At 59.8% G+C, this 16,155-nt stretch carries 11 protein-coding genes; 7 read left to right on the top strand and 4 right to left on the bottom strand.

What is annotated here, in order from left to right:
* Positions 1–7: 7 nt before the first annotated feature.
* Complete coding sequence (tsaA, locus tag BUC36_RS10605; protein WP_073274945.1) at positions 8–694, top strand: tRNA (N6-threonylcarbamoyladenosine(37)-N6)-methyltransferase TrmO; 687 nt, start codon at positions 8–10, stop codon at positions 692–694.
* Here tsaA and BUC36_RS10600 read toward each other — a convergent pair.
* Complete coding sequence (locus BUC36_RS10600; protein ID WP_084535909.1) at positions 636–3,044, bottom strand: DNA polymerase II; 2,409 nt, start codon at positions 3,042–3,044, stop codon at positions 636–638. The two genes, tsaA and BUC36_RS10600, sit on opposite strands and share 59 nt — an antisense overlap.
* A 359-nt stretch (positions 3,045–3,403) precedes the next feature.
* Here BUC36_RS10600 and BUC36_RS10595 point away from each other — a divergent pair, with 359 nt between their 5' ends.
* The 6 genes from BUC36_RS10595 (at position 3,404) to BUC36_RS10570 (ending at position 9,600) form a co-directional block, all read left to right on the top strand.
* A complete protein-coding gene (locus tag BUC36_RS10595; RefSeq protein WP_234994963.1) occupies positions 3,404–5,446 on the top strand; it encodes a protein-disulfide reductase DsbD family protein in 2,043 nt (680 codons plus the stop codon).
* Complete coding sequence (locus BUC36_RS10590; RefSeq protein WP_073274943.1) at positions 5,443–6,069, top strand: thioredoxin family protein; 627 nt, start codon at positions 5,443–5,445, stop codon at positions 6,067–6,069. The genes BUC36_RS10595 and BUC36_RS10590 overlap by 4 nt, the downstream gene beginning before the upstream one ends.
* A gap of 23 nt (positions 6,070–6,092) precedes the next feature.
* Entirely contained in the window at positions 6,093–6,596 is a 504-nt protein-coding gene (locus BUC36_RS10585; protein WP_073274941.1) for a protein disulfide oxidoreductase, read from the top strand.
* Between the two features lie 130 nt (positions 6,597–6,726).
* A complete protein-coding gene (locus BUC36_RS10580; protein WP_073274939.1) occupies positions 6,727–7,545 on the top strand; it encodes an MBL fold metallo-hydrolase in 819 nt (272 codons plus the stop codon).
* 183 nt (positions 7,546–7,728) lie between these two features.
* Entirely contained in the window at positions 7,729–8,262 is a 534-nt protein-coding gene (locus BUC36_RS10575; RefSeq protein WP_073274937.1) for a hypothetical protein, read from the top strand.
* Between the two features lie 123 nt (positions 8,263–8,385).
* Complete coding sequence (locus BUC36_RS10570) at positions 8,386–9,600, top strand: hypothetical protein (RefSeq protein ID WP_073274932.1); 1,215 nt, start codon at positions 8,386–8,388, stop codon at positions 9,598–9,600.
* Positions 9,601–9,635: 35 nt separating this feature from the next.
* On the opposite strand, the gene nagX is transcribed toward BUC36_RS10570, so the two are convergent.
* The 3 genes from nagX to BUC36_RS10555 form a co-directional block, all read right to left on the bottom strand.
* Positions 9,636–10,733, bottom strand: a complete 1,098-nt coding sequence (gene nagX / locus BUC36_RS10565; RefSeq protein WP_073274928.1) for a transmembrane glucosamine N-acetyltransferase NagX — start codon at positions 10,731–10,733, stop codon at positions 9,636–9,638.
* Between the two features lie 70 nt (positions 10,734–10,803).
* Positions 10,804–11,784 (bottom strand): glycoside hydrolase family 16 protein, encoded by a 981-nt coding sequence (locus BUC36_RS10560; RefSeq protein ID WP_073274923.1) that lies wholly within the window; start codon positions 11,782–11,784, stop codon positions 10,804–10,806.
* 226 nt (positions 11,785–12,010) lie between these two features.
* Positions 12,011–15,397 carry a chitinase C-terminal domain-containing protein gene (locus BUC36_RS10555; protein WP_073274919.1) on the bottom strand — a complete coding sequence of 1,129 codons (3,387 nt, stop codon included), beginning with the start codon at positions 15,395–15,397 and terminating at the stop codon, positions 12,011–12,013.
* Between the last annotated feature and the right edge of the window lie 758 nt (positions 15,398–16,155).

Genomic DNA, 16,155 nt, shown 5'->3' with positions numbered 1-16,155 from the left:
GACTTCAATGAACGTCGAACCCATCGCGCGCGTACGCTCCTGTTTTAGCGAGAAGTTCGGCGTTCCCCGCCAGCCGCTGCTGGCCGATGCCAGCCGCGCTTCAATTGAGCTGTTGCCGCCGCTGGATACGCCGGACGCGGTCGCCGGGCTGGAAGAAAATACGCATATCTGGGTGATCTTCCAGTTCCACCAGGCCGCCGGCCAGTGGTCCGCCAAGGTGCGTCCCCCGCGCCTCGGTGGCAACAAGAAACTCGGCGTTCTCGCCACCCGTTCGCCGTTCCGCCCCAACAATATCGGCCTGTCGGTGGTGCGGCTGCTGGAAGTGCGCACCAATCCGAAAGTCGAGCTGATTATCGGCGGTGCCGACCTGGTGGATGGCACCCCGGTGCTGGATATCAAACCCTATATTCCCTACGCCGATGCACTCGACGATGCGCAGAGCGCGTTTGCCGGCGCGCCGCCGGCGCCGGTTACCGTATCGATTCCCGATCAAATCCGCGCGCAGGCTGCCGCCTATCGGGATGAGTGGGGCACCAATCTGCCCAGGCTGATCGAGCAGGTACTCGCCCAGGACCCCAAACCCGCGTACCAGCAGCCCGACCCCGATCGCATCTACGGCATGGAACTGTGCGGATTTAATCTGCGCTGGCGTTACCTTTCTGCGGGTGCGCTCGAAGTGGTGGGGCTGGAATAACGACTCCGAACAGGCCCAGCTGGCCATCCACCAGACTGTCGAAATCCAACTCGACAAAGGGCAAGATGGCATCGGCCACCGGTTTGAGCTGTCGGTCGATATAGTGCTGGTAGTCCATGGGCGACTGGCGGTGGTCCACGGGCTCGGGACCATTGAGGGTAATCACATAGCGAATCCAGCCCTTGTTCTGGTAGCGGGGTGCCAGGCCCTGCTGGCGGCGAATATCATCGGCCAGTCGCGCCGCGCGCACATGCGGCGGCACGCTTTTTACGTATTGCTCCAGTTTGCGCCTGAGCCGCTTGCGGTAGACCAGCTGCTCGTCCAGTTCCCCGGCCCGGGTCTTGGCCACCGTCTCGCGGATATAGTCGGACGGATCTTGCCCGCGAAACACCATGGCGTAGAGCTGGGTCTGGAATTGCTTGGCGAGGGCGGTCCAGTCGCTGCGCACCGTTTCCAGGCCCTTGAATACCAGCTTTTCCTCATCTCCTTTTACGACCAGGCCCGCATAGCGTTTCTTGGAGCCCGCCTCTGAGCCGCGAATAGTGGGCATCAAGAAGCGCCGGTAGTGGGTTTCGAATTCCAGCTCCAGCAGGCAGTCCAATTCCAGCTCTTCCTTGAGCTTGTGCCGCCAGCGCCTGTTGATCTCGCTGGCCAGGGCAACACCGATAGCATCCGCTTCTTCGGGGCTGGGACGGCCGCTCAGCCACACAAAGGTGGAATCGGTATCGCCGTAGATCACCTGGTGGCCCAGCTCCTCAATCCAGCGAGCGGTCTGCTGCATGATCTCGTGACCGCGCAGGGTGATAGAGCTGGCCAGGCGCGTGTCGTAGAAGCGGCAGCCCCCTGAGCCCAGCACCCCGTAGAAGGAGTTCATGATGATCTTGATGGCCTGGGAACGGGCGGCGTCCTGCTCCCGCTTGGCGATATCCCGCTGGGCCCATAAATTGGCGATGATGTCCGGCAGGAAGTGTCGGTCACGGGAAAAGCGCGCGCCGCGAAAACCGGGGATGGCGTCGTCGTCCGCCAGGCCTTCGACGAGCCCCTCAATCAACCCCATAGGATCGATCTTGAACGTGCGGATTATGCTCGGATACAGGCTCTTGAAATCCAGCACCAGCACGTTGTCGTAGAGGCCCGGCCGGGAGTCCATCACATAGCCGCCGGGGCTGGCCAGGCCGCCGTCGGCGGGCAGGTTGGGGGCCACATAGCGGCTGCGGTGTAGCTTGGGCAGATAGAGGTTGGTAAAGGCCGCCACCGAGCCGCCGCTGCGATCCAGCTCGAGGCCGGTGAGCTGGGCGCGCAGGCGCAGGTAATCCAGCAGCCTGGTGTGCTGGAAGATATCCCAGACCAGGCGGCAGTCCTCCAGGTTGTAGGCGGCCAGCTTGGGCTTGTTGTGGTGAAAGTCGTGTTCAATCACGCTCAGGCGGTTGTCCACGTCTTCGGTATCCTTGCCCCGGCTCAGCAGGGCCTGGGCGACGAACTCCAGGCTGAAGCTCTCGAAGTTGTAGGTGGCGCTCTTCAGTCCGTCGATGCCGTCCAGCACCACTCGCCCCGGCAGCGTCACAAAGCCCTGGCTGCCTTCGCGGCCGTCTCGCCAGCGGGCATCTGCGCCACCGCGGCCAAGCTTCAGGTGCAGGCCGTGGCGCTCGGCCCTTTTCAGCAGCAACCGAAAATCAAAGTCCACCACGGACCAGCCGATGATGATGTCCGGATCCAGGCGCCTGAACCTGGCCTCCAGTGCCTTGAGCAGGGCGCGTTCGTCATCCACCCAGATAATGGCGGTGTCGGCGCTCTGCGGTTTGCCGACCATAAGCACTTCTTCCACCCCGTGGCCATAGAGGCCAATGGAATAGAGTTCGCCCTGGCCGGAGCACTCGATATCCAGGGACACCACCTTGAAATCCGGCTGCACCTCGGCGCCCCTGAGGCGCACCTGGCGATATTCCGTATAGCCGTCTCTGGCCTGGGCCCGCCCCTCGAAGTAGAGGCCACCGCGGGCAAAGCGCTCCATCAGGTAGCGGTCGTGGAGGCGAAAGTCCCCTTCCAGTACTTCGATGTCGCGATTTTGCAGCAGGGTCTGGCCCCGGCGGTGGGCGTCGATGGTGGGGAAATACAGCATGGCCGCTTCCTCGCGGCCAAAAGTCTGAAAGCCCAGCTGCTGCCACTGGTGGGGCACGCCGGCCAGGGCCTCTGTTACCTGGGCCCGGTCTGCCACCTTCACCATAAAGACGGGCCGCTCTCCCTCAATGACCAGCTTGGCCGGCCCCTGGGGCGTGGTCAGCCAGTAGTGGATGCAGGTGCTGTCGCCCTGATCGAAGCTGTGGCGGCTGAGGAGAAATCCGTGTGGCAAGTGGCTGTCTGGGGCTGAGGATTTGCGCCATTTTACTGGATAAATGTACAGATATCAGCGGCCGTGCGCAGGATGCATGTCCGGTATGCTATTGGGAGGGTTCAATCTGCGCTGGCCTACCGCCCCGGCCGTATACGAGTATTTGGCACTCGCTCGGCGTTAGCGAGGAACGCCCGACACTCTGCCGCTTTTGCTCTTGGATCTTAGCGCTGTAATTCGGGGTAACCTGTGTCAGGGAGCTCCTGCCGAGTGGGATTTGCAGCGGAGCGGCCAATCCGCTTGAATTGGAGGCGCGTAACAATTTCAGTGCGGGCCACCCAGCTTGCGAAAATTCATCGGCCGACTTCCATGAGGTGCCCTTGTCCATATTTCGCTGTGGTGTTAAAGCCATCCTTTTTGCGGCTTTCGTAATCCTCGCCCACCCCGCGGGGGCGCAGAGCACCGCCAGCGGTGATCACGTGCGCGTGCGCTGGCTGGCACCGGACACATTCGCGCAGGGGAACGCGGAAACCATCGGTTTCTATTTCGAGGTGGATCCGGGTTGGCACGTGTACTGGCGCAATGCCGGTGATTCCGGTGCCGCGCCGCGTTTCGATATCCGCGCCGTTGATGCCGAAGTTGGTGACATCCAGTGGCCGTTTCCGGTGCGCCTGCCGATCGAGCACCTGACCAATCTCGGCTACGAGGGCGATGTGACCTATCTGTTCGCATTAACCCCGAAGGCCGGTGCCGAGAGGGTAGCGCTCGACGTAAACCTGGAATGGCTGGTGTGCAAAGTCGACTGTATTCCCGGCTTCGGCACCATGCAGCTGTCGCGACCGGTGGCACAGCAGGCGAACTGGAACGGCACCGATCGCGCGCTGCGCGATCGCTTTCAGGCGCGAGTGCCGGGTCCGCAGGAGCAGAGTCCCTGGCGGGCGGTCGAAATGGTCGAAGCCGGTGCCGGCCAACTGCGGCTCGCCATAGAACCGACCGGAGAAGGTGGCGCGGTGGTCCCGCAGGTATTTCCGGTCGACGGCGAACTGCTCGCGGCCGCCGAGCCGCGCGTCGAGTCCGCGCAGGGCCGCGTTGACTACACCTTTACCCGCGTCCCCGGAGCTCCCCTTCCCACCGCAGCGGACTTCGTTATCAGCGATGGCCAGCGCGCCTGGCTGCTGGACGCCATTCCAGTCGGTGCGGCGGCTCAGCAGTGGCGGGCACTGTGGCTGTTGCTGCTCGCCGCCTTTGCCGGCGGCATGATCCTGAACCTGATGCCCTGTGTTTTCCCGGTGCTGTCGATCAAATTATTCGGCCTGATGGGCCCGGGCGCTACTACATCCAGTCGTGTCGGCGAGGGGCTGCGTTACAGCGCCGGGGTGTTGGCGACTTTTGCCGGGCTGGGCGCGATGCTGTTGCTGTTGCGCGCTGGCGGTGCGGCGGTGGGTTGGGGGTTTCAGCTGCAGTCAGCGCCGGTCGTATTGCTGTTGATTCTGCTGTTCTGGCTGATGGGGTTGTCGTTCAGCGGCGTGTTCGAATTCGGTCACCGGCTGATGAATATGGCCGGACGCAGTCACGGCGGCTCCTTTGCCACCGGTGTACTGGCGGTATTTGTCGCCGCACCCTGTACCGGCCCGTTTATGGGGGCCGCACTGGGCGCCGCAGTGACGCTGCCGGCGGCGCAGGCAATGGCGATCTTTCTGGCCCTGGGCGCCGGTCTCGCGGCGCCGTTCCTGTTGCTCTGCGCCAGCCCCGCGGTGCTGAACAGGCTGCCAGCGCCGGGGCCGTGGATGGAGAAACTGCGCCAGCTGCTCGCTTTTCCACTGTATGCCACCGTGATCTGGCTGCTGTGGGTACTGGGGCGCATTCTCGGCGAAAGCGGTTGGCTGATCGGGGCGCTGCTGTTGCTTGCCGTCGTATTTGCCCTGTGGCTGGGAAAAAGTTTTGGCCGCGGAGCCCGGGTTGCCGCGTATATGCTGGTGGCAGTAGCGACAGCCGCCGTGTTTGGCGCTCTGCGCACACCACCGCCCGTTGCGCCGCAGTCGGCCGATAGGGGTTGGCACAGCTACGATAAGTTGGCCATCGAGCAGGCGCTGGCGCAAAACCGGCCGGTGTTTATCGACTACACTGCCGCTTGGTGCATTACCTGCCAGGTCAACAAAAAACTGGTGCTGGAATCCGCAAGCGTGATGGATTTGTTCCGCGCCAACGACGTACTGCTGATTCGTGCGGACTGGACCACGCAGGACGCGGAAATTACCGCGGCGCTGTCCGCACTGGGCCGCAATTCGGTGCCGGTCTATGCCTGGTATGCACCCGGCGCCCGAGAGCCAGAATTACTGCCTCAGATTTTGCAGGAACGCATGATTGCGGCGTTGTTTACCGAGTCAGCGAAATTTCAATACAACGAGGATGAAAAACCATGAATGGAAAGCGTCTCCCTATACATCGACTGATCAGAAAAATCCTGCTGCCCTTTTTGGCGGCACCGGCTCTGGCACTGGCGGCGGCCATCCCCGGTGAGCCAGCGCCGGCCTTCTCCGAAGTGGACGCCGAGGGCAAAAGTCATTCGCTAGAGGATTACAAGGGGCAGTGGCTGGTGATCGAGTGGTTTAACAAGGATTGTCCCTACGTCAGAAAGCACTACGGCAGCGGCAATATGCAGGCGTTGCAGAAAAAATACACCGGACAGGACGTCAATTGGCTCACCGTGATTTCGTCAGCCAAAGGCAAGCAGGGCTACCTGGAGCCGGCGCAGGCAATGGCAGTGGCCGCCAGTCACAGTCTGAATACCAGCGCGCCATTCCTGTTGGATAGTGATGGCAGTATGGGGCGCGCCTACGGTGCCAAGACCACGCCGCATATGTTTGTCATTAATCCCGAGGGTAAGGTGGTCTATGCCGGTGCCATCGATGACAACGATTCCGCCAACCCCGCGGTGATTCCCCAATCTAATAATTACGTCTCTGCTGCGCTGGACGCATCGCTGAGCGGCCAGGCGGTTGCCGTCGCCTCGTCGCGGGCCTATGGCTGTAGTGTGAAATACTGAGTGCAACTCATAGAGAAATTATTGTGTCGATAGGGTGGCTTTCCGTGCTGCGCAAACTGGTCGTCTTCTGCCTGCTCGCAGCACTGGTGATCGGCGCGATCGGCTACTATCAGCAGCGGGATATCCCCAGCGATCAGGCGCCGCCGCTGGCGGGCAGGTCGCTGGACGGCGGCGTGCTGGACCTGCAGCAGATGGCGCCGCAGGGACCGGTGCTGATTTATTTCTGGGCTACCTGGTGCCCTTATTGCCGTGTGGTATCGCCGGCGGTGGCCGATCTGGCGCGCGAACATCAGGTCATTGCCGTCGCCATGCAGTCCGGCAGCGATGAAGAGCTTGGCCAGTACCTTAAAGACCAGGAATTGCAGTTCCCCACCATCAATGATCCCACTGGTGCGCTCAGTGCATCCTGGGGTGTGCGGGTAACCCCTACGATTGTTATCGTCGGCAGTGATGGCAGGGTCGCCTGGGTGACATCCGGAACCACATCCAAGGTGGGATTGCAGCTCAGGCTGCAGATGACGGAATGACCCGGAAATGGCTCCACGCGACAGCGCGGAGCCTGAGGCTCGATAAGTCACACAGATTCACGGGAATTGCAATTTACGCCCAGCAGGTAATTGCGTACAAATAGCCTTCAAGCACTGTTGGGGGTTGCCCGTGTCCGTTCTCGATTCCTTCCGCTACAAAGATCTCGACGCCCTGCGGGTCGGCCGTTTCAATCTAGGTATCAACACGTCTTTTGTGGTCTATCGGTTGCAGGACACCATCATCGATACTGGCCCGAGCAACCAGTGGAAGTACGTCAAGCCATTTGTGCAAGGCGCGCCGTTCAGTCAGTTGCTGCTGACCCACCACCACGAGGATCACAGCGGCAATGCCGGCGCCATCCACAGGCTGACCGGCGTACGGCCGCTCGCACCGGCCGCGACCGTCGAGATACTGAAACGGGGTTTCCGTATTCCGCCGATGCAGAAACTGATCTGGGGCTCTGCCGGCAAGGCGGATGCGGCTGTTCTCCCCGATAAGATTTTTATCGGGCAGGGGCCGGTCACGCCGATCTTCACGCCGGGGCATGCCAAGGACATGACCTGCTATTTACTGCCCGATCGGGGTTGGTTGTTCAGTGCCGACCTGTATATCGCCAACTACCTGAAGTTTCTGCGCAGTGACGAAACTATACCCACTCTGATTGAGAGTATTCGCACCGTACTCGATCAGGATTTCGACATGATTCTGTGCCCCCACCGCGGCGTGGTAAAGCAGGGCAAGCAGCGATTGCAGGAAAAGTACGACTATCTGCTGAATCTGGCGGGGCAGGCGCAGCAGCTCGAACAGCAGGGATTGGCACTGGATGCGATTACCCAGCGTCTGCTCGGCAAGGAGAGCATGATGAGCGTGCTCAGCCGTTACAACTTCAGCAAGAGAAACCTGATCGCATCCTGCCTGGAGGTCGATGTCGGTATTTACAACAGATGACCGATTGACAGTCGCCAAAAATCACCCAATCAGCACACCGTTACAACATACTCTCTTTGATCGTCCGAAACCGGATGAATTGTCGAATCCGGTGAATGCCACGCGTGAAAGTTACCTGCCGAATGGACTAGGCTAGGCTTCGACTGTCCATTAATTTGTGCATAAGGTTGCGAGAGAGTGATCATGAAGAAAGTCCTGCTTTTATTGTATTTGTTCAGCGTGTGGATTGCCGCTGCGGCTACTGCGCAAGAGTCTCCTGTCAAAATCAACATCCCGGCCGGCTTTGAGGGCCCCTTCGTTGCATCGCATCAAAGCGGGGCAAAAATTCAGGCTTATATGAAAAAGATTCCGGGCGCGGGGCGGACAACACTGCTGCAGGTCACCACATACGATTTCGGTTCCCAGCTCGATGGATTGCCGGATGAAAGGCGCGGCGAGGCTGCCGGACATTACCTTTCTCAGTTTTTGGCTAGCGTTCAACAGCAGAGAGATACATTCGAATCAACCGATGCGGCTGGTGTTGTTCTCGATGGAATTCCGGGGGCCCGCGTCGAATGGCATGGTTCCAGCGCTGGATTTAACATGTCCGGAGTCATGTATTGCGTTATCGTCGGTTCGGTAGTGATCTCTTTGCACACGCAGGGTTTTGAGGATTCACCAGCCGCGGATACCAAGGCCGCATTGGCGGCAATTGATTCTGTCACTTTTAACAGATAGCGATTGACTGCCGAGCCGGGGGGGACTCTTCCGTGAGGGACTTGTTTTGTCAGCGGCCCGGAGTTGCCGTGCAGTGGCATCTGTGTCCCCGCACGGGTAGAGAATATTCGCACCGGTGACGATATGTCCGAGACGGCGGCAAATTTCCTCCGGCAACTACATAATGCCGAACCTCCACTGCCAGACTATTTTACTGTCGCCCAGGTACATCAAAGCATCCCCCAAACGCTGCTCGCCGAAATCGATGATTTTATCAATCTGTTCGAGCGCGTATCCCGACGCCGGCCATGGACTCAGCAGGCGACCGAGGGAGTGCCCGCGATCGCCCACTCGCCGCGCCGCGAAGTCTGTTTTTTCAGTGCCTGGGACTTTCACCTGCCCCCGGACAGACCCGGTGACTGGCAGTTGATAGAGTTCAATGACAACGGCTCCGGACTGTTGTTCGCAGCGCAGATCAACCGCAGCTATTACGACCATTTTCTCGCCGACGATGGCGCTATCCGACCACCTCCGCGGCTCGACGACTTGCACAGGCGGGTTCTGGAAATGATCGAGCGGGAAGCGCGGACCTGCCTGCACTCCGATAATCCCGACGGCGTGCTGATTCTCGACGAGCGGGACTCTCTGCAAAAGGGGCGCTTCCGCGAGGAACTCATGCAGCTGGCTGCACTCTGCCGCGCGCAGGGCTGGCGTGCCCATACTGCCGCTCCAGAGGATCTGACCTGGGATGCTGGCAACTTGCTCGTTGGGGGTGAACCGGTCTCCTTTGTCGTAAACCGCTCGACCGACTTTTTCTGGCAGGCGGATAAGTTCACTGCGCTCAGGGAGGCTTATGGAAACGGCCGTGTGTACATTGCGCCGAACCCCTTCAGTTACGCCACCCGCAGTGACAAGCGTCTGCTGGACTGGTTGTCCCGCCCGGACCGGGATACGGAGCTAGGTATCACGTCGGACGAACGAGAGCTGCTCTCGCGGCATGTACCGCCGACCTGGGAATTGTCGGAAGACAATCTCGACGCTCTGGCGGCGCGCAAGCTCGAGTTGGTATTTAAACCCGCGCGGAGCCACGCCGGGCTCGGAGTATTGGACAGCCGCGACGTCGGCCGGCACCGGTTACGCCGGCTGCTATCGAAAGGAGAGTGCTATGTCGCCCAGCGGCGGGTGGGCAAGGGGCAGCTTTTGGATGCGAGCGGCAATCCGCTTTGGGCGGACCTCCGTGTCTGGTCCTGGCGCGGCCAGCGCTACCTGATCAGTGGCCGGGCATCGCGCCAGGAGAACCGACTGGATCTGGAGCCGCCCGGCGGCTGGCTGCCCACCTTCGAGCAGGTTGAGAGGTGACAGCCGCAGCCTATTGAATAGTCCCCGCGCGGCGGCTAAGGACTGATAAAAATCCCCCGCTTGTACAGCCAGCGCAAGACCAGCCACTGCAGCAGAATCACGCCGCCGGCAATCACCAGTGCGCCACCGGCTTCAGACAGGCCGGCGGCGAGGCCGCCGAACAGGCTCTTGCTGCTGTAGCTCCAGTTCACCAGGCTGGTTCCCAGATACACCAGGATCGCGTTGCAGCCGATCACGGCAAAGAAAGTAGCGAATAGTCGCCAATTCCACATGTCCACCAGCAGGTAGAACAGGGCCAGCAACAGCAGGCTGCAGGCGCAGGTGATCAGGACAAAGGAGCTGGTCCAGAGCTCCTTGTTGACCGGATAGATCCAGTGCCACAGGAATCCGCCCAGCAGGCAGGCCAGTCCGGCCAGCGTGAGGCCCGACAGGATTTTCCTGTGTTGCCCGCGGCAGTTGCGCAGCCAGCGTCCGGCAAATACCCCGGCGAGTGCGTTGGCGATCGCCGGGATTGTGGAGAGCAGCCCCTCCGGATCGTAGGGCCGGTTTTGGTAGGTGATGCCGGGCAGGCAACACTGATCCACCCAGCTGTTGACAGAATCACCCGGGGTCAGGGCGCCGAAACCGATCTGCAGCAGCCAGTATCCGAGCAGAATGCCGGTGGCAATCACGTACTGAGTCCTGTGGCTGCAGTGCCAGACGATCATCGCGGCAAAAAACCAGGCAAAGCCGATGCGGGCCAGCACGCTCGCGTAGCGGATTTCAATCGGGTCGACGGGAATCCCTGCGCCCCAGCCGTGGTTGTAGACAATGCCCAGGCCGATCAGGATCAGCAGGCGCTTGCACGCTTTGCGGTATGCAGCGCGCCGTTCTGCCGCAGGCAGGCCGCGCAGTGATCTCTTGGCGATGCCAAGGGTGACACCGGAGAGAAAAATAAACAGCGGGAAAATCAGGTCGTAGAAGCGGAAGCCGTGCCATTCGCTGTGCTGCATCTGCGCGTGGCCCGAGGCGAATATCGACCAACCGGTGAGTGTCAGTAGCGGCAGGAACAGTGCCTCGCCGCCGATAATCCAGAACATGTCAAAGCCGCGCAGTGCGTCTACCGAGGCCAGGCGCTGTTTTTTACTGGTCATAAATACTTCTGTTACTGCTGTTTTTATTTGTTGTCGCGGCGACCACGGGCCGCCGCGATGAAAAGGTAGGCTACAGGCCGCAAGGTGAGTCGAGCTTCGGGTTCCAGTCCGGTACCGTGTTGGCAAAGGCCAGTTTTTGCGCACGCATATCGTTGACCGTTCTGGTCACTTCATCGGTATCGAGTATCTCGCCGGCGCGGTGAAATACCCAGTCCACATCCTGCTGGTAAATACGCAGCTCGTCCGAGTCGGTCAGGCCCTCCTGGGTAAACCAGAGGTTGAAATTGATGGACATGGGTTCTTCCGGGAACACCTGCTCACTGTGCTTTGCGAACTCCACGCCGTCAATAAAGTAGCGAATCTTGTTATTGGCCGCCTGTAGCACCAGGGTGTGCCAGCCGGCAAAACTGCCGGGTTTGACCGAGTGCTCATTGACCATCTCGAACGGATCCAGCTTGAAGGTTTCCCAGCTGGTGGCGAAGAGTGCGTTGTGCTTTTCGCCCCAGCCGCCATTGGCCAGATATTCGAAATCCATCTCGCTGTAATCCGGGTCCAGCGGCGCCTTCAGCGGGCTGATGGTATAGAAGGTTTCAATAATCTGGTCGCCGTCCGGACCCTGGATTGGCTCGTCGCGGAAAAAGACGCGGGCGGCGTAGGTGCCCTCCAGGTATTTGCGCTGGTGGCAGAGCTGCGTGTGATTGGTATTTTCGCCACTGCCATCGGTGGACGAGGTCAGGCGCAGCAGAGTGTTGCCTTCCCGATCGCTATCCGCCAGGAAAGTGATGCCGTCGGCCGACCAGCGCGCGCCGCTGACACCGGGGTGGCCCGTTTCCGTGCGCACGCGCCAGTCGTTTGCGAGCAATTCATCCAGATTTGCGTAGGAGAAATCGTCGAACAGTATTCTCGCGTTTTCTTCTGCCGAGCTCGTCTCCGAGAGCGGTGTCTCCGGCGAAGCGTGCTGGGAAGGCGCGGCTCCGTTTTTGCCGCCGCAGCTGGCGAGAGGCAGACACAGCAGTGGGGCGCTGGCGAGGGCAATGAGCTTTTTGTACATAATTAAACTTCCTAATCCTATTGCAACAAAAAAAGCCCCGGTAAGCCGGGGCAAATATAGGAGCATTACCTATAGATCAACAACGAGAGAGAACTTCCTGTGAGAACAACTTCTTTCAGCTAGGGGGAATTTCCCCGGTGTAGGAGCGGCCGGCAGCCGCGAAGTGCTTGGGGGTAGCGCAGTTTGCGCGGCCGCTCCTACTTGCTTAACTTTCTTCAATCACGATTCAGTCCACGCTGCAGAGGAAATCCCAGCTGCCGTCCGCGCTGCCCGGGACCGAATTGGTCCACCAGTTGGCTTCGTACACGTCGTTATCGTGAATAATCCGGTCGCCGCCATTGGCGTGGTCGCCGGCGGGCCACGTCGGATAGGTAACCAGACCGCTGGGATCGACTCCGGCCGCGGAGCAGCCGGTGCCGCCGCTGCCACCGTCGCCGCCGTCACCGCCGCTGGAAAGATCTGCCAGCGGTAGCTCCGGGTGCTCGAACGCCAGCGCGTAGGTGGTGCCATTGATCGTCGCGGTATAGGTCTGCGGTCCGGATACCGGCAGATAGTAATTCAGCGTGAGATCCCAGCTGGCGCCATCGGCCAGGTTCTGCCAGCTCGGCAATGAGAAGCGCACGCGGTGAAACTCATGCTCGGCGCCGCCGACATTGCCACCACCGGCATTGGCACCACTCTCGATGACTGTAAGGCCGGCGCCGCTCTGGTCGGTGATGGTGTCGGAAGTCGAGGTCGGCATATCGAACTCAAACACGGTGCCGCCGGGCAGCGTTGTTCCGGTATTGTTGGTAATGGTCAGTTTGGGATTCAGCGGATAGTTCTGATCCCCCAGTTTGAATCCGTCGACAACCAGCTGGATATCCACCGCTTCCGCCGGTAGCGGCCGCTCACTGCGCAACTCGCGATAGGGTGCGGCGGTTTTGAATTTGTCGTAGGCGAGGCTGGTGAGGGTAGAGCCCATAAAGTATTCGCCCTGTGCGGCATCCCAGTCGTAGTCGCCGGCGAGCTCCCAGAACATGATGCCGCCCACGCCCTGGTCGATGACGTATTGCACCTTGGCGTCCATGGACTCTTCGTCTTCGGTGGAGATGAATACGTCCTTGCTGTCATTCCACAGCCAGGGCGCTTCGGACACATTGTCGTAGTGGCGCACGTAAGTACCCACCAGCTGATCCTGCGGATCGTTGAGCGGGTCCAGTCCGTAGTCTTCCAGGTAGCTGCCGAGAATGCCGTTTTCCAGATTCTTGGCATGCCACATGGGATTGGAACCGGCCCCCATCTCATTGCCACTGGTATCGAGGTCGTGCCACATATTGTCGATACCCAGGGCACCGTTACCGCAGTCGGAGGCACCGCCGGTACCCTCCGGACATTCGGACTGTGCCGGCAGCGGGGCACTACCACCGAGGCCCCATTCACCATATTCACCCGTGCCGCCGGTCACGCCCTGCCAGCCGCGGGTGTAGTAAGGGATACCAATATTGATACGGCCGGGTGACATGGAACCGCGGAAGTATTTCACCGCCCAGTCGATATTCAGGTAACCGATGCCGCCGTACTGCGACGTGCCGTATACATTCGCTGCCGCCAGCTCCGGGTCATTGCCATTGTCGTACAGTGCAGAGTTGTGGCCGACGTACTCGTTCCAGGCGCCGTGCAGGTCGTACGTCATGATGTTGACGTAGTCCAGGTACCGGGAGATCTGCATGGTTTCCTGGCCGCGTAGCAGGTAACCGGAGGAGGGCGACGCGATCGTGAGTATGTAATGGGTATTGTCCTGCTCACCGGCTGCATCCAGCTTCTCGCGCAATACGCGCATCAGCTCCACGTAGGAGTCCATCAGGTAGGCGCGCAGTGGATTGGCCACGCCAAAGTCGAGTGGGTTGCCCGCGTCGTTCATTGACGTGGGATATTCGTAATCGATATCGACACCGTCGAAACCGTAGGTGCGGATAAAGTCCACCGCCGAGTTGGCAAAGGTTTCGATGCCCTGATAGTTGACACTGCCATCGGCATTGGTGGTCATGGTGTAAAAACCGCCGTCTGCCACCCGGTCGCCGTACTCATTGAAGTGACCACCGGTCTCGGCCCAGCCGCCGACGGAGACCAGCGTCTTCACTGCCGGATACTGTTCCTTGAATTTGGACAGCTGGTTGAAATGGCCCTTGTAGGCGTAACCGGGATCCGTCTCGGCGCCGGCAATACCCGGCCACTCCATGCCGGTAGCGGGGTTGTCCGGATCGGCAGTATTGCCGACCGATACGGAGTAGTCGCTGCCAACGTGGGCGAAGGCGTAATTGATATGGGTGATCTTGTCCCAGGGGATATCTTTCACCAGGTAGCTGGGCTGGCCGTTGGCACCGTTACGCCAGCTGGTGAAGTAGCCGATGATGCGCCGCGGGTGGTCCGCGCCCATTTTTTCGCGGCCCTGGGTATCGTAAATGTCGCAGTAATTTGGGCTGGTACCCGGCGAGGTATAAAGACCGTCCGGGCGACAGGGATGAGCACCGCTTACCGGTTCGCCGTTAACGGTTATCGATACCGGGGAAGAGTCGGTGAACTGGTCGGCGCTGTCGAATGCGCGCGCGAATACGGCGTGGTTTCCCGTAGTGGCGGTCCAGCTGTAACTGAAAGGTATGCTGCTGTCCTCGCCGACTTTCTGCCCGCCCACATAGAACTCCACGCGGCTAACCGCTCCCTCGCTATCGGCTGCGGTAGCGCTCAGGGTGACTGTGTCATTCTCGTCGTAGACGCTGCCGCCGGCCGGACTGTCGAGAGCAACACTGGGCGGGGTGTCGAGATCTACGACGCTGATCGATACCTGCGCAGAGTCCGCGGTCAACTGATCGTTATCGGTAGCGGTGGCACTGACAGAGTGATTGCCAGGCGTCGCCGTCCAGCTGAGTGCGAAGGGCGCACTGCCATCGATGCCGATACTGGCACCATCGACGAAGAATTCCACGCTGCTGACACTGCCATCGATATCGCTGGCAGAGGCGGAGAGCTGAACACTGTCGCCGGTGTTGTAAGTGGCGCCGTCTGCGGGGGTATCCAGATTCACCTGGGGCGGTTGCGGTTGATCAGAGGTGACGGAAATGTTGATCGGTGCGGTGGTGATGTCCAGGCCGCCGCCGTCCTCTACGCGGGCGCTCAGCTGGTGATTTCCGGGGGTAGCGGTCCAGACGGCGGACCAGGGAGCGCTGGTGTCGGTGGCGATGGTATTGCCATCAATAAAGAATTCGACGGTGGTTACCTGGCCATCACTGTCGCTTGCATCGACATCGATGATAACGCTGTCATTTTCCTGGAAAGAAGCGCCTTCGGCTGGGCTGGTAATGGCGCCCTGGGGCGGTTGATTGCCAGTGGTGCTACAGGCGCCAAGCTCTGACCAGGCGTTTCGCCAAGCCCAGCCGACACCGGGTTCATAGGGACCGCCGACAGTACACCAACCGCCCACAGTGCAGTTGTAGGCAGTGCTGTTGTTTATTACCCGGTCTCCAGTGTTGTAACTGGAGCCGTCGACATAGGTGGGCAGGTTACTGCAATCGTAGGCATAACTCTGTCCGACGAACAGGCCGGACAGCAGCGCTACTGCGAGTCTGAGATTCATGATTGTCACCGTTATTATTAATTTTTGTCTCGGCGCCAGGGGCGGTGATCTCAAATTCCCGACCGCGAACCACCAATCCCGAAACAGCGACAATTTGCTCCCGCAGTCGATCACCTGCTGCTGCGGAGTGGAGTGGCCCTGCCAGTATTTCACTTGGCCTTGAGGGCTTGTCCCGAGCCGATGCCCGCCGACATCGTTACCTGGCGAGAGCGCTGTTAAAAAATGACACCGCTGTCAAAACTAGCATCAAGCCCTGGGGGGGGGGCAATGCGAATTCGTAATATTTGTGAAATGGATGGCGAGAATTGGCGTCAGAATTTTCCGCAAGAAGGGTGCGCTGACAGCGACCAGCAGCCATAAATGTGTAACAGGCAGCGATTCCGCCGCCAAATTGCGCGCGAAAATCAGCAGCTGGGTAGCAACGACGCACTATTTTGGCGCAGGTGTTACTGATGGTGACCCAGATTGCAGCCCCGGTTCCTTGTTTGCGGGGGCAGGTGAAACACAGAGTTGCTATCGCATATTTCGCCTTCGAAGTGAATCGAGTGCACCTGCTGTGCGAACCAAAATAGTGCGAAGTGATTAAATTTCGCGCGCTCTTTTGTCAGTTTGTGAGCGAAATATCTTTAATGCCGTAAATACAAAAAAGAGCTAAAAAATAGTTAATTTTGCTTAGTTCTGTCATCAAGTTGCACGATTCCTGATAAAGATGCATTTTGCATTCGAGCTTGCGCGAATGTGTCACGGTTTTTGCATTT

This window comes from Microbulbifer donghaiensis (genome assembly GCF_900129095.1).
Lineage (GTDB): Bacteria > Pseudomonadota > Gammaproteobacteria > Pseudomonadales > Cellvibrionaceae > Microbulbifer > Microbulbifer donghaiensis.
Note: the sequence above shows the minus strand (reverse complement) of the source record. Positions and strands in the feature narration are given on the sequence as shown.